Genomic DNA, 25,403 nt, shown 5'->3' on the forward strand with positions numbered 1-25,403 from the left:
TTGTTTGTCCCGGCTATTCACAGGTTCGGTCCACTGCAGCGTCTCGCGTGCTGCCATGATCTCGATCTTCGCCGAGCGGCCGCAACCATCCGGACTGATGCCTTGCGATTTTAAGACCACCCGCGATAGTGGATGTCGTGAGCCCGCGTCTCTGGAGATTTTGGCTGATCGCCTCCGACAAAACCACCCTTCAGGTCCAGCCACGCAAATTCGGATGATGGGTACGGTGCCCTTGCAGTTTGCCAACGACGAACATCGAGCCGAATACCTGAGTGAACCTCGCCGAGCGATACGAGCGATCCCGGCTTGCCTTGAATCAGTCGCTCGCAAACCCATATTTTTGAGAATTTGGAGTCGAGTGATTCAAAGAAGGACTCGCTCGCCATCGCGCAACTGCCTGCGTCCTCATCTTCGCGCGTAAAGCCATCAGTTCGGCAAACGATCTCCCTTGCCCTGAACTGGTTTGGTAGATGATCTTTGAGCGCCGCAGTCAGCTTGGCAACGCAATCAGCATTCGCCTCCAGCCCGCGACGCGGCGATGTCCAGAATTGTGCGCGATACCCGGTTCTCGCGTTGAAGAACAAATCGTAAAGCTCTGGTTGGGTGCGAAACTGGACGATTCCGCGCATGCAACCGCGATAGCGATCAACTCCCAACCAGTAGTCGCCTGCTGTTATCGCCTTTTTTAGAGTCGACGAAAGGTTCTCGATGATCTGGTCGTATTCGATGGCTTGCTCAAGTCGTTGAGCGCGAGTCGCATCGTGCTGCGCAATCGTCGAGAAAGCCCATTCACCACTGGAGATGGGATTCGTCATCCGGGATTGTCCCCCATCTTCGCCGGTTCGAAATTCGGCCGCACCTCCGCGCTGCGCTGGCCGCAGCGCTCGCACACGAAGCGCGGCCCGATGTCGGAGAGCCGGACATCATCGGAGATTACGGTGACAGTGCACTAAACCAAGTCAACTGATGATTTGGCGTTGGAATTTAGTGCACTGTCACCGTAATTCTTGGAATTTAGTGCAGCGCCGTCACCGTAATTCAGGCACTCGTGGCAATTTTTTTGATTCTTGTGCCGATATGAGCACCCCATTCGCTGACTATCTCGTCCCGAAGTGCATGGGCTAGGTCAAGAACGGCATCTTCGACGACTTTGCGTGGTTCGCCATTCTGAAACTTCGCTAACGCGTCGCCCACTTGCTCCATGGCTCGCTCAACTTGCCTGTCCTCGACCACCGCAAGCTCGCTCCAATACAGTTCCCAGAAGCGATAGACTGCATCACTGTAGTCGGCCTTGTTTATGTCGGCGACAGCAAGCTTGCCGGCAATTTGTGCCGTCTCGGTGTAGAGCTTCAGTTGAAGCTCCAGGAACGGCTTTCTGCTCTCAAACTTTCTTGTGACTGCCGCGTCCTTCTCACTACGGAAATAGGTTAGGGCTACCCAAACCGCGCCAATCACTGTCGCAAGTGCCGTGCCGAATGGAGAGATATCGGTGATGAATTTGAGCGTTTCAGGACTCATTTTCGGAGTACCTAATCTGATATGGCCGAACTAGGTTGTCGATCCTTCCATTCGCCACACGAACTCTTTCATCGATTACTGATGCAATTAGCTGGGACGCGAATGCCGAAAGGCCGGACCCGACGGCAAATATGACTGAGCTTACAATGACAAGCGAAGTCCAGAACCTTCTAAACAGCGCTCGCTCTAGGGTCGGAGGCAGTTCATCGTATTGAGATGGGGGCGTGGCCGCTAGCTGCGGCGCTTCGAATGGCATGGCAATGATCCTACATTATCCAATAAACACTCACAGATAGTACGATGGTAATGATACATCCGCAATATTTTTGGCAGCGGGTGCCCGCTACGGGCAGGGGAATTACGGTGACGGTGCAGTCCAGCACTGTCACCGTAATTCTTTAATGCATGCTATTGCAGACCAACGCGTTCAAATCCACGATCAATCACCGGGGTCCTCAATCCAGTCCCTCAGTTCCTTAATGCGAGCTTCGGTGATGCGGGTAGCTGCCAGAATGTAGAGCATCCTACGTATGGTCCCGCCAAGGTGGCGCTGTGCTTGTCGTTCGGCTTCCGCGTTTCTAAATTCGCCCCAGAGTTTCTGCACCGCGTCAACTTCGTCGCGGCCTGTGTATGCTCTAACTTGAGCGCATATCTTGTCTAGCTCTTCGTTAAGAGCCGCGTAGCTCTGTGCAGCTCGATCGTTCATTTCCGATTGCGTCATCGGATAGTCAGGGAAAATCAGATTCGCGAAATGCTCGTCAGCGGCGTGCAAGAACGATATTGTGTGGTCAACGAGGGCCAACAATTCGGCATCAGTGCAGGGCGCCTCCAACGGAAATTCGTGGACTAGGATGTGGCGGACCTCTAGCAGACGAGCCATCGATGCACGCACCGCACCTACATCAGAGATAATTGGCTTCCCTTGTTGACCAGTCTGCTTTTCTTCCCAACGGTCGCGCGTGTTTTTAATCGCCTCAAAAAGATCGCCCTCCAGTATCCTCTCGAAAGTGGAGCAGATAGAACTCATCTCACTCAGAGATACGCTGTGCGCGAAGAGTTCGCCAAATGTTACGGCGCCCCCCTGCAAGCCCTTGGCTATCGGGAAATCGAATTTGAGACTAAGGTTCAATTTGGATGCGCGTTCGACATAAGGCGATCCAAAATCAATCAAGCGCTCCAACCAACGACGAAGAAACACCTCAAGAAGAGTCACCGCCCGAGCAGGAAGCAAATCGGAAAGCTCAGGGATTTGCTTTCTATTGGCCTGCCATGAGACTTTCAGGGATGCTAAATCGGTGTAGGAAGGGCAGCGCTTGTACTTGCCTCCGGCGCGCTGCCTCATCGTCATAAGTTCAGCAATTCTGTCTCTAGGCATTGTGATACCCGGTCTGAGGAGAGCGCAGGCGACGGTCTGCTCCCAACTACATCTTGAGTGCTTAGCTGACGAGTTGATCTTCACTCATCCGCCGATTTTGTTTGCGCCTTCGGATTACGGTGGATTACGGTGACAGTGCACTAAACTATGTCGTCCGATGCTTTGGCTTGAAGTTTAGTGCACTGTCACCGTAATTGATCTCGTCTAGCTCCACCTGATCTCGTCTAGCTCCGCCGTGGACCTATCGACGGTCGCTGACTTGCCGACCTACGCCCTTCGCAAACGCCTCTCTGAGCGGCGCAAGTGCCTCTGCTCGTCGGCGCGCATTGTCGCGGCGACGGATGATGCCGCGAATGGTCTCGCGATTGAGGCCGAACTCCTTTCCGAGGGCCGTCAACGACAGACCAGAGGCGCGGCCTTCGTCGTAGCGGGCGCAGATGCGCTTGTTGCGCTCCGGGACGTGAGGGTAGCGGGACTTGCTTGGATCAGTTGCCATGCTGGAATCTCCGTAGGCAACCTCAAGTTTATCTGAGTCGCAGCCGCTCGAACGCCGGGGTTCTACGGTAGCTCCGTCGCGCCGCCGTGCAGCGCGAGCCCTGCTTTTGGCGCGCGCTCGACCGCCGGTCGCAGCACCAAAAACCGGCTGCTGCGCCGACGCATCAGCAGCCTCGCCAAGCCCGCCCAGATGCAGTAACGAAAGGTGACCGCAAGCGGAGAAGGGGCGGCTTCGCCGCGCCCCGGAATGACGGGGAGCGTGGGGCATCACCCCCTTGAGACCCGCCCCGATTCGTGCGACCTCCGCCCCAGCAAACCCCTCTTTTCGAGCCTTCGATGCACATCCTCCTGCTCGGTTCCGGCGGCCGCGAACATGCTCTCGCATGGAAAATCGCAGCCTCTCCCCTGGTGACCAAATTCTGGTGCGCGCCCGGCAATGCCGGCATCGCGCGGGAGGCGGAATGCGTGGCGCTCGATGTCGCCGACCATGCTGCCGTGATCGCCTTCTGCAAGAGGAACGCGGTCGAGCTTGTGGTGGTCGGCCCGGAGACGCCGCTGGCGGCCGGCATCGTCGATGACCTCACCGCCGCCGGCATCAAGGCGTTCGGGCCGAGCGGGGCGGCCGCCCAGCTTGAAAGCTCCAAGGGCTTCACCAAGGCGCTGTGCACCGAATTCGGCATTCCGACCGGCGCCTACAAGCGCTTCACCAATGCCAAGGACGCGCGCGACTATGTCATCAGCCAGGGCGCGCCGATCGTGGTGAAAGCCGACGGTCTTGCCGCCGGCAAGGGCGTCGTCGTCGCCAAGACCGTGCGCGAGGCCGAGGACGCCATCGCCATGATGTTCGAGGGCGCCTTTGGCGAAGCCGGCGCCGAAGTCGTGATCGAGGAATTCCTGCCGGGCCGCGAGATCAGCTTCTTCGCGCTGTGCGACGGCGAGACCGCCATTCCGCTGGCCTCCGCGCAGGACCACAAGCGCGTGTTCGACCACGACGTCGGCCCGAACACCGGCGGCATGGGCGCCTATTCGCCGACGCCGCTGGTGACGCCGGCGATCCATGACGCGATCATGGCCAGGATCATCCTGCCGACGGTCGCCGGCATGAAGCAGCGCGGCACGCCGTTCCGCGGCATCCTCTATGCCGGGATCATGCTGACCACGCAGGGTCCGAAGCTGTTCGAGTTCAACGTCCGCTTCGGCGATCCCGAGTGCCAGGTCCTGATGCTGCGCATGATGTCGGACATCGTGCCGGCGTTCATTGCCGCCTGCGACGGGGAGTTGAAGCATTTCGATCTGCGCTGGTATCCGGAATCCGCACTCACCGTGGTGATGGCGGCGAAGGGCTATCCCGGCGACTACCAGAAGGGCACGCGCATCCAGGGGCTGGAGGAGGCCGCCAAGGTCGACACCGTCGAGATCTTCCACGCCGGCACCGTCGCAAAGGACGGCGCGATCCTCGCCAATGGCGGCCGTGTGCTCAACGTCTGCGCGCTCGGTGCGACCGTGACGGAGGCGCAAGGCCGCGCCTATCAGGCCGTCGACCGCATCAACTGGCCGGAAGGCTTCTGCCGCCGCGACATCGGCTGGCAGGCGGTGGAAGCGGAGAAGGCCAGGGGCTGACAGCGGTTTTTCCGCTGCGCGCGCAAAAAACCTTGCGCCATCGCGCCGCCATATCGACATTTCAAAAATGCGTAGTCGGCTGTTGGGCTTAGCGCCCTTCGCCGAGGACGCGTGCTACTGTGCATGGGGTTGTTTTCGACATTTTTGTTGGAAGCGGTTCCGGGACTGACCAGACAAGGATGCAGAAAGATGTCCGATCTCGCCGACCTCTATCCCGGCTTCGCCTCCGAGTGGATCAACACCTCCCTCGGCCGCATCTTTGCCCGCGTCGGCGGCAAGGGGCCGCCGCTGCTGCTCCTGCACGGCTTCTCCGAGACGCATGTGATGTGGCACCGCGTGGCGCCGCAGCTTGCCGACAAGTTCACGCTGATCATCGCCGACCTGCCGGGCTATGGCTGGTCCGACATGCCCGAGAGCGACGCGCTGCACATGCCCTACAGCAAGCGCGCGATGGCCAAGGCCATGGTGGAGGCGATGGAGCGCCTCGGCCACGTGCACTTCGCGCTCGCCGGCCACGACCGCGGCGGCCGCGTCTCCTACCGCCTCGCGCTCGACCATCCCGGTCGGCTGTCGAAGCTTGCCGTGCTCGATATCCTGCCGACCTATAATTACTGGGAGCGGATGAACCGCGCCTACGCGCTGAAGATCTATCACTGGACCTTCCTGGCGCAGCCCGCCCCGCTGCCGGAGACGCTGATCTCGGGCAATGGCGAGTTCTTCCTGCGCTTCAAGATGGCGAGCCAGACCAAGTCGAAGACGTTAGAGGCCATCGACGAGCGCGCGCTCGAACACTACATCGCCCCGTTCCGCGATCCCGCCCGCGTGCACGCGATGTGCGAGGACTACCGCGCCGGCGCCTATTTCGACTACGACCTCGACAAGGCCGATTTCGAGGCTGGCAAGAAGATCACCATTCCCATGCTGGCGCTGTGGGGCAACGCCGGCGTCGCGCAGGCCGCAGCGACACCGCTGGATACGTGGAAGCAATGGGCCACGAACGTCGACGGAATGCCGGTGGACTCGGGGCACTTCCTCACCGAGGAGAACCCCGACGTCACCGCAAAGGCGCTGCGCGAGTTCTTCGCAGGCAGCTAGCGCCGCTCCCGAAAGAACTCCTTGAGCAGCCGCGCCGCTTCGCTCTCGCCGACCCCGGAATAGACGTCCGGCGCGTGATGGCAGGTCGGCGAGGCAAAGAAGCGCACGCCTGATTCTACCGCGCCGCCCTTGGGGTCGGCGGCGCCGTAATAGAGTCGCCTGACCCTTGCAAAAGAGATCGCGCCCGCACACATGGTGCAGGGCTCCAGTGTCACGTAGAGGTCGCAGTCGACCAGGCGCTCGCTGCCGATCTTTTTCGCGGCCTCGCGCAGCGCGACGATCTCGGCATGGGCCGTGGGGTCGTAATCGGTCAGCGTCCGGTTGGCGGCCGTGGCGATGACCTCGTAATTGCGGACCACGACGCACCCGATCGGAACTTCGCCCGCCTTTCCGGCATTTTCGGCCGTTTTGAGCGCCAAATCCATGAAAGAGGGGGCTTTCAAGCCTCGTATCATCGCCAGAAACCTGCTAGTAGCTCCGCCTTCAGCAAGAGTGAATACCGGTTTTGCCTGAGCATGCGGCTCGGAACGAGCGCGCACACTGCCCTCTGGCCACCCCCTGAGTGAGATTATTCATGCCTCGCGACAGCGACAAAGACAACGATTCCCGCGGCCGGCGTGATCGAGGCCCGGCCAAGGGCCGTTCCGGCAAGGCGCGCGGCCCCGAGAAGAAGTTCGCCAAGCGCGGCTTTGAGGGCAAGGGCGACAGCCGCCCACCCCGCGGTGACCGCGAGGGCCGTCCGTTCCGCCGCCGCGAAGAGGGCGATGCCCCGCGCCGCGATTTCAGCGACCGCCCGCGCTTCAAGCGCGACGACCGCGGTGGTGAGGAGCGCGGTGAGCGCAGCTTCAAGCCGCGTGGCGACCGTCCGTTTTCGGATCGCGGCGCGCGCGACGGCGAGAAGCGGCCGTTCAAGCCGCGCGGCGATCGCCCGTCCTATGGCCGTGACGACCGTCCGCCGCGCAGCCGGGATCGCGACGATTCCCGCGCCGCCGGCCGGACCGGTGACAGGAAGTTCGGCGACAAGCGGCCCTCCGCACCGCGTGGCGACCGCCCGGAGCGTAAGTTCGACGGCGAACGGAAGTTCTCGCGCGGCGCACCGGACCGCAGCGACCGCCCGCGCGATCGTGGCGAGCGCAGCGATTCGAAGCCGTGGCAGAAGCGCGATGCGGGTCCGCGCGGCGACCGGCCGCCGCGCAAGGATTTCAGCAAGGGTCCGCGCAAGGATTTTGGCGGCCGCGATCGCAGCGAAGACAAGCCCTGGCAGAAGCGCGAAGGCGGCGACGACCGTCCGCGGTTCTCGCGTTCGCGCGACGATCGGCCGTCGGGCGATCGTCCGTTCCGCGAGCGGCCCAAATTCGATCGTCCCAAGTTTGATCGTCCCAAGTTCGATCGCCCGCGCGATGATCGTCCAAAATTCGATCGCCCCCGTCGTGACGGCGATGGCGAGCGCGGCGGCGACCGGCCGAAATTCAATCGCCCGCGCGAGCGCTCGGAAGGCCGCTCCGACTGGCACGAGCATCCGCGCAGCGAAGGCCGGTTCGGTGATCGTCCGCGCCGCGAAAACGAGGACGAGAGCCGGATCTTCGAGAAGCGCCCGGCCTTCGGCGGCCGCGGCGCCTATCGCGAGCGCGATCGGGATTTCGAGGGGCGGCCGCGCCGCGAAGACGCGCCGAAGCCGAAGAAGGCCGGCGAGCGCATCGCCAAGGCGCTGGCGCGCGCGGGGCTTGCCTCGCGCCGCGACGCCGAGGAGATGGTCACGCAGGGCCGCGTCGCCGTCAACGGCCGCGTCATCAATTCGCCGGCGCTCGACATCACACCGAACGACGTCGTCACTGTCGACGGCAAGCCGTTGCCGCCGCGCGAGCGCACGCGGCTGTTCCTCTATCACAAGCCGCGCGGCCTCATGACCACGCATGACGATCCCGAGGGTCGTCCGACCGTGTTCGACAATCTGCCCGAAGGTCTGCCGCGCCTGATCAGCGTCGGCCGGCTCGACTTCAACACCGAAGGCCTGTTGTTGCTCACCAATGACGGCGGCCTCGCGCGCACGCTCGAGCTGCCGGACACCGGCTGGCTGCGCCGCTACCGCGTCCGCGCCCATGGCGACGTCACCCAGGCCCAGCTCGACGAGCTCAAGGCTGGCATCGAGGTCGAGGGCGTCAAATACGGCCCGATCGATGCGACACTCGAGCGCGACCAGGGCGCCAATGTCTGGCTGGTGTTCGCGATCCGTGAAGGCAAGAACCGCGAGGTGCGCAACGTCTGCGCCCATCTCGGGCTCGAGGTGAACCGGCTGATCCGCGTGTCCTACGGCCCGTTCCAGCTCGGCGAGGTCCCCGAAGGCCAGGTCGAGGAGATCAAGTCGCGCGTGCTGCGCGAGCAGCTCGGCGACAAGGTGATCGAGAAGTCGGGTGCGCAGTTCGACGTGCCGCAGAAGGCCGCTGCGACCGATGACGGCGCGCCGCACGAGAAGAAGCCCGCCAGCAAGCGCGCCGTGATCAACGACCGCAAGGGCCGCCGCGTGCTGGTGCAGCGCACCGGCAGCGAGGAGGCGCGCGAGCGCAACGAGGCGGAGGCGAGCGGCTATGGCCCCCCGCGCCGTCCCAAGCGCGGCTATCACGGTAAGCGCGATTTGACGCCGCGGGAGGACTAATTGCGCGTCGTCGGCGGTCGCTTGAAGGGGCGTAATCTCGCCTCACCGTCCTCGCGCGACATCCGCCCCACGGCGGACCGCCTGCGCGAGTCCGTGTTCAACATCCTCGTGCACGCCTATGACGATCCGATCGAGGACGCGCGCGTGCTCGATCTCTTCGCGGGCACCGGCGCGCTCGGCATCGAGGCGTCTTCGCGCGGCGCGAAGTTCGTGCTGTTCGTCGACAACGGTGCGGAGGCGCGGGCGTTGTTGCGCAACAATGTAGAATCGCTCGGCCTCGGCGGGGTGACAAAAGTCTATCGCCGCGATGCGACCGATCTCGGCCCGGCGCATCCCGTCGAGCCGTTCTCGCTGGTGTTCCTCGATCCGCCCTATGGCAGGGGACTTGCGGAGAAGGCGCTTGTGAGCTTGCGCGACGGCGGCTGGCTGACACCGGGCGCGCTGCTGGTGGTGGAAGAGGCCAAGGCCGCGCAGTTTACGGCGCCTGAAGGTTTCGAGGAGCTGGAGCGGCGCGCCTATGACGACACGGAGTTCGTGTTTTTGAAGCGCAACGCTTAAATTACCGCCGCCCGAACAGCTTCTCCACATCCGAGAGCTTCAGCTCGACATAGGTCGGCCGGCCGTGATTGCACTGGCCGGAGTTCGGCGTCTCCTCCATCTCGCGGAGCAGGGCGTTCATCTCCTCGGGCCGCAGCCTGCGGCCGGCGCGCACCGAGCCGTGGCAGGCCATGGTGGCGGCGACGTGCATCAGGCGGCGCTCGAGCGGCAGCGCTTCGTCCCATTCGGCCATATGCTCGGAGAGGTCGCGCAAGAGCCCGCCCGCATTGGTCTTGCCGAGGAGCGACGGCGTCTCGCGCACGGCGACCGCGCCCGGGCCAAAGGATTCGATCGCAAGCCCGAACGAGGCCAGCTCGTCGCTGCGCTCGAGCAGGCGCTCCACCGTGGCCTCGTCCATCTCGACGATCTCGGGGATCAAGAGGATCTGCCGCTGCACGCCGTTGGCGGCGAGCGAGGCCTTCAGCCCCTCATAGACGATGCGCTCATGCGCGGCATGCTGATCGACGATGATCAGGCCGTCGCGGGTCTGCGAGACGATGTAGGTCTCGTGGATCTGCGTGCGCGCCGCGCCGAGCGGGCGGTCGACGAGGTCGCTGACGGGCTGCGTCTCGAACCGCACGTCTGCACTGGGCGCGCCGACATCGAACGCCGCCTGGGCGCGCTCCGTGAAGGCGGGCGCCGCCGCGCCATCGAATGACGGCATCGGTGCGACCGGCGCGGACGGCGAGGCCCGCCAGTCCCAGCTCGCCGGGCGCGGCGTGAAGGCGGGCCGGAACGAGGACAATGCACTCTCGCCGCTGTTGGCGGCGGTGCGGCGGCCCTCGCGCGCGAGCGCCTCCTTCAATCCATGGACGATCAGCGCGCGCACGAGGCCCGCGTTGCGGAAGCGGACCTCGGTCTTGGCCGGATGCACGTTGGCGTCGACCTCGCGCGGATCGAGCGTGACGAACAGCGCCAGCACGGGGTGGCGGTCACGCGGCAGATAGTCGGAATAGGCCGCGCGCACGGCCCCTAGGATCAGCTTGTCGCGCACCGGGCGGCCGTTGACGAAGAGATATTGTCCGAGCGCGTTGGCTTTGGTCAGCGCGGGGGCTGCGGCATAGCCGGAAACGACGATGCCCTCGCGTTCGGCATGGACCTCGATGGCGTGGCTGCGAAACTCCGCGCCGAGGATGTCGCCGAGCCGCGTCAGCCGTCCGGCGGCGCCGGGTAGCGCCGCGGCCCAGGTCACGGGCGCGCGCTCTTCGCCCGCAAGCGTGAAGGCGACGTCCGGTCGCGCCATTGCGAGCCGCCGCACCACCTCGCGGATCGCCTCGGCCTCGGTGCGGTCGGTCTTCAAGAACTTCAGCCGCGCCGGCGTCGCGTAGAAGAGGTCGTTGACCTCGACGCGCGTGCCGTGGGCCAGCGCCGCCGGCATGATTTCCGATTTCTCGCCGCCCTCGACGGTGAGTGCCCAGGCGTGCGGCTCGCCGGCATGGCGCGTGGTGATCGACAGACGCGCCACCGAGCCAATCGAGGGCAGGGCCTCGCCGCGGAACCCGAGCGTGCGGATCTGGAGCAGGTCCTCGTCGTCGAGCTTGGAGGTGGCGTGGCGCTCCACCGCGAGCGCGAGGTCCTTCGCCGTCATCCCGCTGCCGTCGTCGGTGATGCCGATCCGCCGCCGGCCGCCGCCGTCGGTGAAGACGTCGATCCGGCTCGCGCCGGCATCGATCGCGTTCTCGACCAGCTCCTTGACCACGCTCGCGGGTCGTTCGACCACCTCGCCGGCGGCGATGCGGTTGACGACTTGCTCTGGCAGTTGGCGGACGGGCATGGGCTCGGGTCTTGGGTTCGCGAACGGCGTTATCTTAAGCCGTGTTGCGTCAAAAGCATGTGTTGAGCAACAGGAACGTGGCGGGCTGGGGAAGAGGGATATCTATCACATTGAAGACATTGGACGTTCGAGAAAATCGCGCAGGCGGGACGGACCGATCTCCGGCTGCAGTCCTGATTGTGGGGTGCCGGGCCGCGGTGTAGCATCGTGAAAAAACGGCAACAGGACGGGAGGACGCCATGTGCCATCTCTTCGCGCACCAGCCCCAACGCGACTACGAATCCCAGACCCGCTCCTTGCGGATCGATGGCCACTGCACCTCGATCCGGCTGGAAATGGCGTTCTGGGACACGTTGGAGGAGATCGCGGCCAGGGAGAACATGAGCCTCGGGAAGTTCCTGACCACGCTCTACAACGAGGTGCTCGACCATCACGGCGAGGTCAACAATTTCGCCTCGCTGCTGCGCTGCTCATGTTTGATCTACCGGTCGAGGAACATGGCGACGGTGCAGGAGTTCAAGGCCACGGTGGCGCCGATCCTCGATGCGGCCGAATAGCTGTCCCAACAAAAGTGCGTAGCCCGGATGGAGCGTAGCGCAATCCGGGTTCTGGTCATCCGTCCGCGCCCCGGATTACGCTTCGCTCCATCCGGGCTACGAGATTCCATCCGGGCTTCGCAACTGCCTCCACATCATCATTGCGAGGAGCGCTTGCGACGAAGCAATCCAGAATCTTTCGGCGTCGGCAGTCTGGACTGATTCGCTCCGCTCGCAATGACGGGGGAGAGAGCGGTTGCCTATCTGACCTCAGATCTCCTTCTTCTGCATCGCGCCGGCGATGTAATCCGCCTGCCGGATCGCGAGCGCGACGATTGTCAGGGTCGGGTTGCAGGCCGCGCCGCTGGTGAACTGGCTGCCGTCGGAGACGAACAGGTTCTTGACGTCGTGGCTCTGCCCGAACTTGTTGACCACGCCGTCGCGCGGCTTCTCGCTCATCCGGTTGGTCCCGAGATTGTGCGTGCTCGGATAGGGCGGCGTGGGATAGGTCACGGTGGCGCCGACGGCGTCGTAGACCGCGGCGCCCTGCTTGTAGGCGTGTGCGCGCATCGCGATGTCGTTGGGATGGTCGTCGAAATGCACGCTCGCGACCGGCTGGCCGAACTTGTCCTTCACGACCGGGTCGAGCGTGATGCGGTTGGTCTCCTGCGGCATGTCCTCGCCGACCAGCCACATGCCGGCCATCCTGGGATAACCGTCGAGCGCTGACGTGAACGGACGGCCCCAGGCGCCGGGATTGAGGAAGGCCGCCATGAACGGCAGGCCGATCGACAGCGTCTCCATCTCATAGCCGCCGACGAAGCCGCGTTTCGGATTGTTGGCGGCCTCGTCGCGAATGATGCCGGCCATGGTGGTGCCGCGATACATGTGCACCGACTTCTCGAACACGGCGTAGACGCTGCCGGTCATGTGCCGCATGTAGTTGCGGCCGACCTGTCCCGACGAATTGGCGAGGCCATCCGGGAACATGGTCGAGGCGCTGTTGAGCAGCAGCCGCGGGCTCTCGATCGAATTGCCGGCGACCGCGACGATGCGCGCCTTCTGGCGTTGCATTGCGCCTGCCTCGTCGGCGTAGACGACACCGGTGACCTTGCCGCCGGCGTCATGCTCGATCTTGACCGCCATGCTGCTCGGCCGCACCTCGAGATTGCCGGTCGCCTCGCCCTTGGGGATCTCGGTGTAGAGCGTCGACCATTTCGCGCCGGACTTGCAGCCCTGGAAGCAGAAGCCGATCTGCTGGCAGGAGCCGCGGCCATCGCGCGGCTGGCTGTTGATCGCCATGTTGCCGGTGTGCACGGTCTTGTAGCCGAGCTTCTTCGCGCCGGCCTCCAGCACCTTGAAGTTATTGTTGCCGGGAAGTCCGGGAATGCCGTTGGTGCGGGTTACGCCCATCTTGTTCTCGGCCTTGGCGTACCACGGCTCCATCTCCGCCAGCGTCACCGGCCAGTCGAGCAAATTGGCGCCGGGAATATTGCCGTAGGCGCTCTTCACCCTGAACTCGTGCTCGTCGAAGCGCAGCGAGGCGCCGGCCCAATGCACGGTCGAGCCGCCGACCGCCTTGACGATCCAGGCGGGAAGACCCGAGAAGTCCTTGGCGACGCGCCACGTCCCCGACGTGGTGCGGGCATCGGTCCAGGCGAGCTGGGAAAAGCTCTCCCACTCGTCGTTGATGAAGTCCTGGTTCTCGATGCGGGGCCCTGCTTCGAGAATGACCACCTTGACGCCCTTCTGCGCGAGCTCGTTGCCCAGCGTGCCGCCGCCGGCACCGGAGCCGACGATCACCACAACGCTGGAGTCGTTCAGATCGAATTTTGTCATATGCGTTCTCCTGAACCGTTGGGTGGCGATTTAAGCCTTCGGCAGCCAGTCGATGTCGGCGAAGCCGCGGTTGATGTAGCCGCCGTGCTCGGCGGAGGAGCCCTCGTAGCCGAACCGCGGCCAGACCTCTTTCTGGTTGTAGAGCGAGACGATCAGGTCGCCGCGCACCTTCTGGAAGAAGTCGCTCTGCTCGATCTCCTTCAGCAGCACCACGCGGTCGGCTTCCCAGGGGACTTCGGCGTAAGCCACCTTGTGGCGATCCCGCGCGTTCTGATCGAGCCGCGCGATGCCGTCGCTGATCAGCGACTTGATGGCAGGGTCCTTGGCCGCCTTGCCGTCCCATGGCTTGATCGCGGTGATGTAGTAGCTGTCGCCGAGAATATCGTGCGGATAGATGTCGCGCGCGACCTTCAGCAGCGTCTTCATCGTCGCCGGGGACAACGTGCTGGAATCATCGGCCCATGCGTCCTCGATGCTGACGGCGACGCTGGTCGCGACAGCGACGACCGGCACGGCGGTCGCCGCGCCCTTGAGAAAGACGCGGCGGTTGTGCTTGCTTCGACGATCGACTTCTCTCATGGCATTCCTCCGTATTTTTGTGATTTGGATCTTTGTGAGTTGATCAGTTGAAACGTCCGCCCCGCTGGATCACCTCGATCTTGTAGCCATCGGGATCACTGACGAAGAAGAAGCGCGCCAGCGTCCTGCCGTCGTGCTTGAAGTCGCGCAAGGGGCCCGGTGCGAGCTTCTCGCGCTCGAAGCGGGCATGCTCGGCATCGAGATCGTCGACGACCACGGCGAGATGGCCGTAGCCGTCGCCGAGCGCGTACGGCTCCTTGCGATCGAAATTCACCGTCAGCTCCACCTCGAAAGGTGAGGAGGGGTGACGCAGATAGATCAGGGCGAAGTCAGAGAACTTCAGGTGGTCGGTGACTTCGAGGCCGAAGGCGCGCTGGTAGAAATCGAGCGAGCGCGCCTCATTCAGCACGCGGATCATGGAATGGACGGGCTTGGCCATTCAGTTCAGCTCCTTGAGGTAGGTGATGATGGCGGCGCGCGTCTCCGGCTTACCCTGCCGGTAGGCCATGACCACGCCGGGAATGACGGCTTGCGGATTGGTCAGCCACGCATCGAGCCGGGTCTCGTCCCAGGCGAAGTCGGCTTTGGCGAGGCCGTCCGAATAGCGGAAGCCGTCGACCTTGCCGGCGGTCCGGCCCACGATCTTGACCAGCGGCGGACCTTGCCGCAACGGTTCCGACAGGCTCAAAGTGTGACACACCGCGCATTGCTGCTTGAACAGTGTCGCGCCGTCCGGCGGCTTTGCGGCCGGCAAGGGCATCTGCGCGTCGGCAACCCGCACCACCAGCACCACTGCGGTGCACAATCCCAGCACGACTGCGCGCATTGCCAAGAGCTCGCCCATCCACGTCAAATTCAGCGTGCGCAAACTCTAGGCGCCGCCAAACATGCGGTGGTAGTAGCGGGCTGTTTCGCTGCAAGCGGAGATGCTCGCGGGGAGCGTGTTCCGCGCTGCCGCATATGCGGAGCACAATTCCGCGAAACCGCCTCGAAATCCCTAAACGATGACCACACGAGGCGGATTGCATCGCGATCGCGCCGCTCGAACTCTCTATGCGATGAACCGGTCCGGTGCAGGCGGGCGGCGCAGGACGCAGCCGACCCGTTCATCGCGAAAAATCCAGGAGAAATGGATGAAGTTGGTGAAGACTTCTGCAATCGCATGCGCTCTTGCGGCCCTCATTGCGACGCCCGTTTTCGCGCAAGGCACGTCATCTGGCATCAAGCCTGGCGGCACCGTGCAAAGCAAACCCATGCAGGGGGGCGCGTCAGTCGGCGAAGATGAGGATCTCGCTACGCAGCCGGGAGCTGCGGGTGAGAAGACGGGCATGAAGTCGACCAAGGGGACGAAGGGCACGGTCGGCACAACGGGAAGCGCAGCGCACAAGGGGACGGTCGACGATTCCGCTTCGGGCAGCCCCGCCACCGGCAAGCGTTACTGACGCCGGAACGTGAACCTGCAAACCTCCGGCCGCTCGGCGGCCGGAGGTCTTTGCCCATTCAATCGTCGAAACTCCGGCCGCGTCCGGCCTTGACGTCGCTGCGACGCTTCTTGCCCTCAAGCCGGCGCTGCTTGGAGCCAAAGGTCGGCCGTGTCGCGCGCCGTGGCTTCGGCCGTATCATCGCCTCGCTCAGGATCTCGACGAGCCGGTCGATGGCGTCCTGGCGGTTGCGTTCCTGGGTGCGGAAGCGCTGGGCGTGGATCACGATCACGCCGTCCTTGGTCATGCGCTGGCCCGCGATGCGGGCGAGTCGGATCGTCGCATCCTCCGGCAGGGTCAGCTTGCGCGTGTCGAAGCGCAGCTGGGCCGAGGTCGCGACCTTGTTGACATTCTGCCCGCCGGGGCCGGAGGCGCGGACGAAGCCGATCTCGATGTCGTCCTCGTCGATGACGAGATCGCGGGATATCCGCAGCATGAAGGCACCATTCGTGATGTCCGGACATATCCCGGACGTTCACGTTCGGCAATGGCGCTCATACGAAACGCAAATGGCCGGGCGAGCCCGGCCATTCAACACAGCGGATGGAAGACCTCAGTTCGACTTCGTCGCCGGTGCTGCCGCCGGCTGGGCGGCGGCCTGCGGGGCGCGGCCGACGACGACGGTCAGGAGGCCCTGGCCCCAGAGGCGCTTGGCGGCCGCCTTGGCGTCATCCAGCGTCACCGCGTCGACGATGGCGTTGCGCTTCTCGATATAGTCGATCGGCAGCTTGTCCTGCTGGTATTGCAGCAGCGCCTGCGCGAGCTTCGAGGACGTATCCAGCGCCAGCATCTGCGAGCCCTTGAGGTAGGACTTGGCCTCGTCGAGCTCCTTCTGCGTCGGGCCCTCCTCGGCGATGCGGCGCACCTCCTTCTCGATGGCGTCGATGGTGTCGCCGGCACGGTCGGCCCGGGTGCCGGTATTGCCGATGAAGACCGCCGAATGCTCCATCCAGAGCAGCGATTCAAACACCGAATAGGCGAGGCCACGCTTCTCGCGGACCTCGCGATAGAGCCGGGAAGACAATCCGCCGCCGCCGAGGATGTGGTTGACGACATAGGCCGCCATGAAGTTCGGGTCGCTGCGCTTCACGCCGGGGCCGCCGAAGGTGATGACAGTCTGCGGCACGTCGAGCGGCACGAAGGCGCGCTGCGGCGGCTTGGCTGCCTCGACGTCGGGCACCGGCACGAGATTGGCCTTGGCGGGCAGGCTGCCGAAGGTGTGGTCGAGCAGCTTGCCGAGGGTCGCCGGATCGACGTCGCCGACCACTGCGACTTTCAGCCCGTCCTTGGCGAGCACGCGGCCGACATAGTCCTTCATGTCGGCAACCGTGACGGTCGGCACGCTGTCCAGCGTGCCGTTGGTCTGCCGGCCGTAGGGATGATCGCCGAAGGCGACCTCCAGGAATTTGCGGCTCGCGAGCGACGTCGGGTTGGTGGTCTCGCGGCGCAGGCCCGAGATCACCTGCGAGCGGATGCGCTCGACGTCGGCGGTGTCGAAATGCGGCGAGGTCAATGCCATCCTGAGCAGGTCGAAGGCTTCGTCCTTGTTGTCGCGCAGCATGCGCAGGCTGCCGCGGAAGGTGTCGCGGGTGGCGCTGAAGGAAAGCTCGATGGCGCGGCGGTCGAGCCGCTCGTGGAAGGTCTTGGAGTCGAGATCGCCGGAGCCTTCGTCGAGGAGATCGCCGACGAGATTGGCGACGCCCGCCTTGTCCTTGGGATCCTGGGCCGAGCCGCCGGCAAAGGAATATTCCATGGCGATCAGCGGCACGGTCGCGTCCTGCACGAACCAGGCCTCGATGCCGCCGGGCGAAACCAGGCGCTGGATCTTTGCGGCGGCCTGCGACGGCTGGACCGCGGCGAGCGCGAGCGCAGCGCCGGTGACGAAGGCCAACGCGAAACGACGCGTGCGAAGGAAGGGATAGGTCACGAACGCTTCTCCTCGCGCTTGGTGGCGGTGGTGTCCTTGATCAGATAGCCCGTCACCGAACGCTTCTTCTCCAGCCATTTCTGCGCAACAGCGCGAACCTGGTCGGCGGTGACCGCGCGAATGCGGTCGGGCCAGCTCCTGATGTCCTCGATCGACAGGCCCGTGGTTAGCGCGCCGCCATACCAGCGCGCCAGCACCGCCTGGTTGTCCTGGGCGTAGATCGCTTCCGCGATGAGCTGCGTCTTGACCCGCTCGAGATCCTCGGCGCGGATCGGGTTCTGCGCGATGTCGGCGATGACGCCGTCGATCACCTGCTCGACCTCGGCGAAGCCGACGCCCGGTTTCGGCGCGGCCGAGATCGCGAATTGGGTCGGGTCGAGCGAGACGCTCGAATAGCTGGCGCTGGCGGAGACCGCGAGCGGCTTGTCGACGACGAGCGCGCGGTAGAGATAGGAATTGCTGCCGCTGCCCATCAGCTGGGCCATCACGTCGAGGGCCGCACTCTCGCCGGCCGCGGCCGTCGTGGCGGAGGGCACGAGATAATAGCGACGCAGGCTCGGTTGCTCGACGCGCGGGTCGGACAGCGTGACGGTGCGCGGCGCCGCCGGGTCCGGCTCCTGCGGACGGACGCGGCGTGCCGGGATCGCGGGCTGGGCCGGGATGGAGGCGAAATTGCGCTCGACCAGCGGGCGGATGTCGGCGGCCTCGACGTCGCCGGCGATCACCAGGATCGCGTTGTTCGGCGCGTAGAAGCGGCGGTAGAAGGCCAGCGCATCCTCGCGATCGAGCTTCTCGATCTCCTGATGCCAGCCGATCACCGGCCGGCCGTAGGGATGGTTGAGATAGAGCGCGGCCATGATCTGCTCGTTGAGCCGCGCGTCCGGATTGTTGGCGATGCGCATGTTGTACTCTTCGAGCACGACGTCGCGTTCGGGCAGCACGTTCTCGTCCTTGAGGATCAGGCCGGTCATGCGATCGGCCTCGAACTCCATCATGGTCGGCAGCTGCTCTTTCGGCACGCGCTGGTAGTAGTTGGTGTAGTCGACTGAGGTCGAGGCGTTCTCGTTGCCGCCGACACGGAGCACGGTCTGCGAGAATTCGCCGACCGGATGCTTCTCGGTGCCCTTGAACATCAGGTGCTCGAGGAAGTGCGCGAGCCCGGACTTGCCCGGCGTCTCGTCGGCCGAGCCGACCTTGTACCAGATCATCTCCGTGACCACGGGCGTGCGGTGGTCCGGGATCACCACGACCTGGAGGCCGTTGCTGAGCGTGAAGCTGGCGGGCGGGGCCGATGTCACCGTGGTCTGGGCGAGGGCGGCGTTGGCTGTCAGGACACTCGTCGAAAGCAGCGCGGTAAAAAGGCAGGCAACCGATCGGTTTGCGGACATCATGATCCCTGGTGAAAGGCCGAGCCCGGATGTCCGGCTCGGAGGCACGGCATGCTACACCGTGCGGCTGAGGCTTCGCGTCACGAAGCAGAGAACTCAACGCGTAGGCAAGTTACTGATAAGCAATTCAAGGGCCGCGTCCGGCGCGCATGAGCCGCCGGCGCCAGGTTCGCTAATGTCAGGACGTCGCGGCGGGCGAGGGGGGCTATTGCTCCTTGTCCTTGCCCGACATGATGTCGAAATAGGTCCGCCGCGACTTGTCCGGACCGGCGCCATAGGCGTAGTTCGGCGACGGCGTCTGATAGCCCGGCGGGGGCTCGACCAGCGACTGGCGCGGGGGTTCGCTCGTGAATTGCTTTTCCTCGGAGCTGTTGCCGCTCTTCATCATGTTCCACAGGCCACCGGAGAAACCGAGCTGGGCGGGGCTGAGCGACGGGTTGCCGTTGGTGCCCGGCTGAATCGGATCGTTGCTGGTGCGCTCCGGGGCAGCTGCCGTGCCGGCTCTCATCTCGGCGGGCGTCAGCGGCTGGGCCGCCTGCCAGTTCTCCGTCGCCTTGACGGCCTTTTTCCTCTGAGCGATGGCCTCCTTGCGGCGCTTCTCGTCGGGGTCCTTCGGCCAGTTCGGCGCGTTCTTGGCTTCGGTGCCGGCGGGCGGCGGCAGGTCGAGCTTGGGCGGCACCACCAGCGGCGACCGCTCGCGGTACTCGATACCTTTCTTCTCCATGCTCTTGGCGCCGATACCGGACATCAGATTGTCGATGAGCTTCTCTTCGAAGGTCATGTCGTCATCATCGTCGCCGTCGTCACCGGCGCGGACCGGGCCTGCCGACATGACGAGACCGATGCCGAGCGCGACAGCGGACAATTTCAATGCCCGCATGAACCCCCATTTGGGGTCTCGAACCATCGAACCGCTGGTCTTCGAGCTGCGCATCACTGTACCTGTTCCATATTGTGGCAGATTGCCGCTCGCGCGCGGCCAACCCTCGCAAAAGGCCGGGTTCCACCTGCCGGTCCGTATCGGCCGGGATCAGGGCGCTTTTGCGGCGGGTACCCCCAGGAAGGAATCATACAATAGCCCCGCCACCCCAGCAACGATGGCTACGTCCGCGAGGTTAAACACGTACCAATTATAGGTATTTCCGCCGATATCGAGATGAAACAGGGCAAAATCGACCACCGCGCCATAGGCCAGTCGGTCGATGCCGTTGCCGATGGCGCCCCCGATGATCAGCCCGAGCGCGACGGTCGCAAGCAGGGTGTGGGAGCGGGCCATCCAGATCGCCAGCGCGACCACCGCGATGGCCTTGACCGCCATCAGCGCGAGCTGCGCCGCCTGGCTGTCGTTCTGGAGCCAGCCGAAGCTGATGCCGATGTTCCAGGCCAGCACCAGGTCGAAGAACGGCGTCACCCGCACCGCGCCGCGATGGGCGAGGTCGAACCCGTGCAGCAGCCAGAGCTTCGAGGCCTGGTCGAGGATGACCGTGGCGATGGCGGAGAGGATGCCGGCGCGGAGGGGGGTCATCGTGCGTGACCCAACGCCGCCGCGGCATACTCCGCCGTCGTCCTGGCGAATGCCAGGACCCATAACCCCAGGCGGTAATCGTTTGAAAGACTCGGGGTCATCGATCTCTGTTCACCTTTGACGGCGGTGGTGATGGGCCCTGGCTTTCGCCGGGACGACTATCAGACCCCCACCCCCAGCGCCTTCCATTCGCGCAGCGCCTGGGCGTCGCGCGGGGTGACGTCGGGATACTCAGGGTCTTCGCCGACCGTCTGCGAGATCTTCCAGGAGCGGGCGCATTTGGTGCCGACCGCCTTCTCGACCACGACGGCAACGCCTGGCACCGCATCGAGACGGAACGCCGAAGCCGGCGCCTCGCTCTCGCGCACCTCGTAGTTCGAGGTGATGCAGACCTCGGCGAGATCGGTGTCGAACAGCGTCGCCAGCATGTCGCGGTCGGCGACATAGATCACGGGCGATGCCTCCAGCGACGAGCCGATGTTCTTGGCGGCGCGTTCGAGCTCGAGCGCGCCGGTGACGGCGCGGCGGACGTTGCGGATCGTCTCCCACTTCGCGGCGAGCTTGTCGTCGCGGAGCTTTTCGATGTCCGCCGGGAACAGGGTCAAATGGACCGACGGCTCCGCGTTGGGGCGGAACATCCGCCAGGCTTCGTCGGTCGTGAAGCTCAGGATGGGCGCGAGCCATTTCAGGATGGCGTCGCACAACAGGTCGATCGTGGTGAGCGCGGCCTTGCGCGCCGGCGAGGACGGCGGATCGCAATAGAGCGTGTCCTTGCGGATATCGAAATAGAACGCCGACAGCTCCGAGTTCATGAAGGCCGCGAGGCTTGCGACCACGGTCTTGTAGTCGAAGGCGGCATAGGCGTTGCGAACGGTCTCGGCATGGCCGGCCAATTCGTGCAGCATCAGCCGCTCGAGCTCGGGCATCTCGGCATAGGCGACCTTCTCGCTCGGCTTGAAGTGATGCAGCGTTCCAAGCATCCAGCGGATCGAGTTGCGCAGCTTGCGATAGGTCTCGATGGTGTTCTTCAGGATCTCGGGGCCGATGCGCTGGTCGTCGGCAATGTCGGTGGCGCAGACCCACAGGCGCAGAATGTCCGCGCCCGAATCCTTGATCACCTTCTGCGGCTCGACCGTGTTGCCGAGCGACTTCGACATCTTGCGGCCGTTCTCGTCGAGCGTGAAGCCGTGGGTCAGCACGATGTCGTAGGGCGCGCGGCCGCGCGTGCCCGCGCTTTCCAGCAGCGAGGAATGAAACCAGCCGCGATGCTGGTCGCTGCCTTCGAGATACATCACGGTGTCGCTGCCGCCGTCCACCTTGCGGACGATGTTGCCGAGCTGCGGGAAGTTTTGGCGATCCTCGAGCACGAAGGCATGCGTGGAGCCGGAATCGAACCAGACGTCGCAGATGTCGTCGACCTTCTTCCAGTCTTCGCTCGCGCGGGAGCCGAGGAAGCGCTCGCGGGCGCCGTCCATGTACCAGGCGTCGGCGCCTTCCTCCATGAAGGCCTCGGCGATGCGCTGGTTGACGATCTCGTCCTGCAGGATCTCGGCCGAGCCGTCGCTCTTCTCGCGCACGAACACGGCGATCGGCACGCCCCAGGCGCGCTGGCGCGAGATCACCCAGTCCGGACGGTTGGCGATCATGCCGTTGATGCGGTTCTCGCCCGACGGCGGCACCCATTGTGTGACCGAGATCGCGTGCAGCGCGCGGGCGCGCAGCGTGTCGCCCTTCTTCGCATGGCCGTTCGCGCTGATGTCCTTGTCCATCGCGATGAACCATTGCGGCGTGTTGCGGAAGATCACCGGCTTCTTCGAGCGCCAGGAATGCGGATATTGGTGCTTGAGGCGGCCGCGGGCCAGCAGCTTGCCGGCGTCGATCAGCGCCTTGATCACGGCCTCGTTGGCATCGCCCTTCTCGCCCTTGTCGTTGATGACGCGTTTGCCGACAAAACCCGGCGCGTGGTCGGTGAAAGCGCCGTTCTCATCGACGGTGTAGGGGATCGTTGTGTTGATGCCGCGCGCTTCCAGTTCGCGCGCATTCGCCATCCAGACGTCAAAGTCCTCGCGGCCGTGGCCGGGCGCGGTGTGCACGAAGCCGGTGCCGGTATCGTCGGTGACGTGATCGCCCGGCAGCAGCGGCACCGTGAATTCGTAGCCGCCGCTAAAGCCCTTCAGCGGATGTGCGCATTCCACCGCGTCGAGCGTGTCCGCCGGCAACTCGCGCACCTTCTCATAGGTCGTGACACGGGCCTGCTTGAACACTTCTGCGGCCAGCGCATCGGCCAGGATCAGGAGATCACCGGTCTTCGCCCAATTGTCCGCAGGCGCATCCGTCACCTTGTAGAGGCCGTAAGCGATCTTCGGTGAGAACGAGATGGCGCGGTTGCCGGGCAGCGTCCACGGCGTGGTGGTCCAGATCACCACGCTGGCGGAGGCGAGCGCGCCGTGCGCTGGCGAGGTGACCGGGAATTTCACCCAGACCATGTCGGAGGTGTAGTCCTCGTACTCGACCTCGGCTTCCGCAAGCGCGGTCTTCTCGACCACGCTCCACATCACCGGCTTGGAGCCGCGATACAGCGTGCCGTTGGCGGCGAACTTCATCAGCTCGCGCGCGATCTGCGCTTCGGCCGGATAGCTCATCGTCTGATAGGGATGATCCCAGTCGCCGATGATGCCGAGGCGCTTGAATTCCTCGCGCTGCACGTTGATCCAGTGCGTCGCGTAGGCGCGGCACTCTTTTCGGAACGCGACCATCGCGGCGGAGTCGCGGAAGTCGGGCTTCTGCTTGCCCTTCTTGCGGTAGTTCTCCTCCTCGATCTTCCATTCGATCGGCAGGCCGTGGCAGTCCCAGCCGGGCACGTAGTTGGAGTCGAAGCCGAGCATCTGCTGGCTCTTGGTCACGACGTCCTTGAGAATCTTGTTCAGCGCGTGGCCGATATGGATGTTGCCGTTGGCGTAGGGCGGGCCGTCATGCAACACGAATTTGGTGCGGCCCTCGGCTTCCTGACGCAGCCTGTCGTAGAGGCCGATGTCGTTCCAGTATTTCAGGATCTCCGGCTCGCGCTGCGGCAGGCCGGCGCGCATCGGGAATTCGGTCTGCGGCAGGAACAGGGTTTTCGAATAGTCTTTGACTTCGGACTTTTGGGACTTTTGCGGCTTTTCGGACATGAGGCTGACTGGCTCGGAAGGGCGCGGGAACGGATGGCGATGCGGAATCGCAGGGTGAAACGACGAAATCCCGGTCTTGCGCCGAGCCTTCAGGCTCAGGCGGAAGCCGGGCCGCTAATTCCTATGATGCGCCGCGCAAACATGGGCACTCCATAGCAGCCGGGCGGAGGAAGCGCAAAGGTCCGGCAGGCCGGTTTTCGGCCTCAATCGATGACGCCCAGCCGCGGAAATGCGTCCGGCGCGGCGGCCAGCATGGCGCGGGCGCGGGCGGAATCGTCGTCCATCTGGCGGATCAGGGCCTCTAGGCTGTCGAATTTCAGCTCCTCGCGTATGAAGCCGACGAAGGCGCAGTCGAGCGCCTGCCCATAGAGGTCGCCCTTGAAGTCGAACAGGAAGATTTCCAGCAGCGGGGCGCCATTATCAAAGGTCGGGCGGCGGCCGAAGCTCGCCACGCCGTCCAGGCGCTCGGCGCCGCGGCCGACCCGCACCGCATAGATGCCGTGCTTGAGGCCGCAATTGGCGTCGAGGCGGATATTGGCGGTGGGGTAGCCGAGGTCGCGGCCGCGCTTTTCGCCATGGATCACCTCGCCGGTGATGAACCAGGGGGCGCCGAGCATGGTGGTGGCTTCGTCAAGCTGGCCCTCGGCGAGCGCAATCCGGATGGCGCTGGAGGAAACCGGCCGTTCGTCGAAATCGACATGCGGCTGCACGTCGACCTCGATGCCGAGCCGGGGCGCCTCGTTGACCAGCAGGCTCGGCGAGCCGACCCGTCCCTTGCCGAAATGGAAGTCGTAGCCGACCGCGATTGCGCTGACGCCGAGGCGCCCGATCAGGTCATGGTGAATGAAATCTTGCGCGCTGGTGCCGGCTCTCGCCTTGTCGAAGGTCATGACCACGGCACCGGAGAGCCCGGTCCCGGCCAGAAGCCGCAGCTTGGCCCGCTCGTCCGTCAGGCGGAATTGCGGGGTGTTGGGGCTGAAAAACCGCCGTGGATGCGGCTCGAAGGTCAACGCCAGCGCAGGGCGGCCATGCGCCCGGCCCATCTCCAGGGCCGCTGCGATCACGGCGCGATGACCGAGATGTACCCCGTCGAAATTGCCCATGGCGACCACGGCGCCCCGGGGGATCGCGGAATCCGGCGTGGTGTCGCGGATAACGGTAAAATGCGGGGCCATCAGGGGAAATTCTCGAGCCGGCGGGACCGGCCGGGACCGTGGCGTGACCCGCCCGGCGAAGTCAAGCGGGGGAGGCGGGGGCATTGAACGCCATTTCAATTCTTCGGGGGCGGCGGCAGTTAACGCGCTGTTTAACGCCTTGGTGCTAGTCCTTGAAACGTGGAACTGCACGGGCCTCCGGCCTGGCGGCTCCAATCGTAATATTCCTGGGTTTGCGTTGGGGGAGTCGAGATGGCGGTTGATTTGTCGATGCCGGTTCTGGTGGTGGATGACTACAGCACCATGATCCGTATCATCAGGAATCTGCTGAAGCAGCTTGGCTTCGAGAACATCGACGATGCCAGCGATGGTTCGGCGGCGCTGAACAAGATGCGCGGCAAGAAGTACGGCCTCGTGATCTCCGACTGGAACATGGAGCCGATGACGGGTTACGACCTGCTGCGCGAAGTGCGCGCGGATCCGAACCTCGCCACCACGCCTTTCATCATGATCACGGCGGAATCGAAGACCGAGAACGTGATCGCGGCCAAGAAGGCCGGCGTGAACAACTACATCGTCAAGCCGTTCAACGCGGCGACGCTGAAGACCAAGATCGAGGCGGTCTTCCCGGACATGGCGAGCGCGTAAGCGCGCCTGGGCTATCGGTTGAATTCGCA

The 25,403-nt window shown here is 64.3% G+C and carries 24 protein-coding genes; 7 read left to right on the plus strand and 17 right to left on the minus strand.

Annotation, left to right across the window (positions count from 1 at the left end; translation table 11 throughout):
• Positions 1 to 110 precede the first annotated feature (110 nt).
• From AB5K84_RS08185 to AB5K84_RS08200, 4 genes are all read right to left on the minus strand, one after another.
• A complete protein-coding gene (locus AB5K84_RS08185) occupies positions 111 to 815 on the minus strand; it encodes a hypothetical protein (RefSeq protein ID WP_038967302.1) in 705 nt (234 codons plus the stop codon).
• Positions 816 to 1,038: 223 nt separating this feature from the next.
• On the minus strand, positions 1,039 to 1,518 hold the full coding sequence (locus tag AB5K84_RS08190) for a hypothetical protein (protein WP_011090232.1): 480 nt from the start codon (positions 1,516 to 1,518) through the stop codon (positions 1,039 to 1,041).
• Between the two features lie 439 nt (positions 1,519 to 1,957).
• Positions 1,958 to 2,860: a lysozyme inhibitor LprI family protein gene (locus AB5K84_RS08195; RefSeq protein WP_162494159.1), complete on the minus strand. Its 903-nt coding sequence runs from the start codon at positions 2,858 to 2,860 to the stop codon at positions 1,958 to 1,960.
• Between the two features lie 274 nt (positions 2,861 to 3,134).
• Complete coding sequence (locus tag AB5K84_RS08200; protein WP_110117256.1) at positions 3,135 to 3,389, minus strand: hypothetical protein; 255 nt, start codon at positions 3,387 to 3,389, stop codon at positions 3,135 to 3,137.
• A 335-nt stretch (positions 3,390 to 3,724) separates the two neighbouring features.
• On the opposite strand from AB5K84_RS08200, the gene purD reads away from it, so the two are divergent.
• Both purD and AB5K84_RS08210 read left to right on the plus strand, forming a co-directional pair.
• Positions 3,725 to 5,008: a phosphoribosylamine--glycine ligase gene (purD, locus tag AB5K84_RS08205; RefSeq protein ID WP_011090230.1), complete on the plus strand. Its 1,284-nt coding sequence runs from the start codon at positions 3,725 to 3,727 to the stop codon at positions 5,006 to 5,008.
• Positions 5,009 to 5,197: 189 nt separating this feature from the next.
• Entirely contained in the window at positions 5,198 to 6,103 is a 906-nt protein-coding gene (locus tag AB5K84_RS08210) for an alpha/beta fold hydrolase (RefSeq protein WP_011090229.1), read from the plus strand.
• Here AB5K84_RS08210 and AB5K84_RS08215 read toward each other — a convergent pair.
• Positions 6,100 to 6,558 carry a nucleoside deaminase gene (locus AB5K84_RS08215; RefSeq protein ID WP_011090228.1) on the minus strand — a complete coding sequence of 153 codons (459 nt, stop codon included), beginning with the start codon at positions 6,556 to 6,558 and terminating at the stop codon, positions 6,100 to 6,102. The two genes, AB5K84_RS08210 and AB5K84_RS08215, sit on opposite strands and share 4 nt — an antisense overlap.
• A 119-nt stretch (positions 6,559 to 6,677) precedes the next feature.
• On the opposite strand from AB5K84_RS08215, the gene AB5K84_RS08220 reads away from it, so the two are divergent.
• Entirely contained in the window at positions 6,678 to 8,756 is a 2,079-nt protein-coding gene (locus AB5K84_RS08220) for a pseudouridine synthase (RefSeq protein WP_038967299.1), read from the plus strand.
• Positions 8,757 to 9,314, plus strand: a complete 558-nt coding sequence (rsmD, locus tag AB5K84_RS08225) for a 16S rRNA (guanine(966)-N(2))-methyltransferase RsmD (RefSeq protein ID WP_011090226.1) — start codon at positions 8,757 to 8,759, stop codon at positions 9,312 to 9,314.
• 1 nt (position 9,315) lies between these two features.
• Here the strand turns inward: rsmD and mutL are convergent, their stop codons facing one another.
• A complete protein-coding gene (mutL, locus tag AB5K84_RS08230) occupies positions 9,316 to 11,127 on the minus strand; it encodes a DNA mismatch repair endonuclease MutL (protein ID WP_011090225.1) in 1,812 nt (603 codons plus the stop codon).
• 239 nt (positions 11,128 to 11,366) lie between these two features.
• Between mutL and AB5K84_RS08235 the strand changes: the two genes are divergently transcribed.
• Positions 11,367 to 11,684, plus strand: a complete 318-nt coding sequence (locus AB5K84_RS08235) for a ribbon-helix-helix domain-containing protein (RefSeq protein ID WP_011090224.1) — start codon at positions 11,367 to 11,369, stop codon at positions 11,682 to 11,684.
• 249 nt (positions 11,685 to 11,933) lie between these two features.
• On the opposite strand, the gene AB5K84_RS08240 is transcribed toward AB5K84_RS08235, so the two are convergent.
• The 4 genes from AB5K84_RS08240 to AB5K84_RS08255 are packed head-to-tail and all read right to left on the minus strand — an operon-like array spanning position 11,934 to position 14,907.
• A complete protein-coding gene (locus AB5K84_RS08240; protein WP_011090223.1) occupies positions 11,934 to 13,502 on the minus strand; it encodes a GMC family oxidoreductase in 1,569 nt (522 codons plus the stop codon).
• A gap of 30 nt (positions 13,503 to 13,532) precedes the next feature.
• A complete protein-coding gene (locus AB5K84_RS08245) occupies positions 13,533 to 14,081 on the minus strand; it encodes a hypothetical protein (RefSeq protein ID WP_011090222.1) in 549 nt (182 codons plus the stop codon).
• 43 nt (positions 14,082 to 14,124) lie between these two features.
• Positions 14,125 to 14,520, minus strand: coding sequence for a VOC family protein (locus AB5K84_RS08250; RefSeq protein WP_028174647.1), 396 nt, complete (start codon positions 14,518 to 14,520; stop codon positions 14,125 to 14,127).
• Positions 14,521 to 14,907 (minus strand): c-type cytochrome, encoded by a 387-nt coding sequence (locus AB5K84_RS08255; protein WP_028174648.1) that lies wholly within the window; start codon positions 14,905 to 14,907, stop codon positions 14,521 to 14,523. It lies immediately after the preceding gene.
• A gap of 307 nt (positions 14,908 to 15,214) precedes the next feature.
• Between AB5K84_RS08255 and AB5K84_RS08260 the strand changes: the two genes are divergently transcribed.
• Entirely contained in the window at positions 15,215 to 15,523 is a 309-nt protein-coding gene (locus AB5K84_RS08260; RefSeq protein WP_028174649.1) for a hypothetical protein, read from the plus strand.
• A 58-nt stretch (positions 15,524 to 15,581) separates the two neighbouring features.
• Here the strand turns inward: AB5K84_RS08260 and arfB are convergent, their stop codons facing one another.
• The 7 genes from arfB to AB5K84_RS08295 all read right to left on the minus strand — a co-directional run bounded on the left by arfB (position 15,582) and on the right by AB5K84_RS08295 (position 24,747).
• The gene (gene arfB / locus AB5K84_RS08265) at positions 15,582 to 15,998 is read right to left on the minus strand and encodes an alternative ribosome rescue aminoacyl-tRNA hydrolase ArfB (protein ID WP_011090218.1); all 417 of its coding nucleotides are present in this window, start codon (positions 15,996 to 15,998) and stop codon (positions 15,582 to 15,584) included.
• 117 nt (positions 15,999 to 16,115) lie between these two features.
• On the minus strand, positions 16,116 to 17,489 hold the full coding sequence (locus AB5K84_RS08270; protein ID WP_038967298.1) for a M16 family metallopeptidase: 1,374 nt from the start codon (positions 17,487 to 17,489) through the stop codon (positions 16,116 to 16,118).
• Positions 17,486 to 18,877, minus strand: a complete 1,392-nt coding sequence (locus AB5K84_RS08275) for a M16 family metallopeptidase (protein WP_038967307.1) — start codon at positions 18,875 to 18,877, stop codon at positions 17,486 to 17,488. The genes AB5K84_RS08270 and AB5K84_RS08275 overlap by 4 nt, the downstream gene beginning before the upstream one ends.
• Positions 18,878 to 19,082: 205 nt before the next feature.
• A complete protein-coding gene (locus tag AB5K84_RS08280) occupies positions 19,083 to 19,811 on the minus strand; it encodes a hypothetical protein (protein ID WP_063921550.1) in 729 nt (242 codons plus the stop codon).
• A gap of 96 nt (positions 19,812 to 19,907) precedes the next feature.
• Positions 19,908 to 20,402, minus strand: coding sequence for a signal peptidase II (gene lspA, locus AB5K84_RS08285; protein ID WP_028174654.1), 495 nt, complete (start codon positions 20,400 to 20,402; stop codon positions 19,908 to 19,910).
• A gap of 161 nt (positions 20,403 to 20,563) precedes the next feature.
• Positions 20,564 to 23,572, minus strand: coding sequence for an isoleucine--tRNA ligase (ileS, locus tag AB5K84_RS08290; RefSeq protein WP_441232385.1), 3,009 nt, complete (start codon positions 23,570 to 23,572; stop codon positions 20,564 to 20,566).
• A 203-nt stretch (positions 23,573 to 23,775) separates the two neighbouring features.
• Positions 23,776 to 24,747 (minus strand): bifunctional riboflavin kinase/FAD synthetase, encoded by a 972-nt coding sequence (locus tag AB5K84_RS08295; RefSeq protein WP_038967295.1) that lies wholly within the window; start codon positions 24,745 to 24,747, stop codon positions 23,776 to 23,778.
• Between the two features lie 231 nt (positions 24,748 to 24,978).
• Here AB5K84_RS08295 and AB5K84_RS08300 point away from each other — a divergent pair, with 231 nt between their 5' ends.
• Positions 24,979 to 25,374, plus strand: coding sequence for a response regulator (locus tag AB5K84_RS08300; protein WP_008567674.1), 396 nt, complete (start codon positions 24,979 to 24,981; stop codon positions 25,372 to 25,374).
• The last annotated feature ends 29 nt before the right edge of the window (positions 25,375 to 25,403 follow it).

The sequence above is a fragment of the Bradyrhizobium sp. 1200_D9_N1_1 genome, from assembly GCF_052075915.1.
Taxonomy (GTDB): domain Bacteria; phylum Pseudomonadota; class Alphaproteobacteria; order Rhizobiales; family Xanthobacteraceae; genus Bradyrhizobium; species Bradyrhizobium diazoefficiens.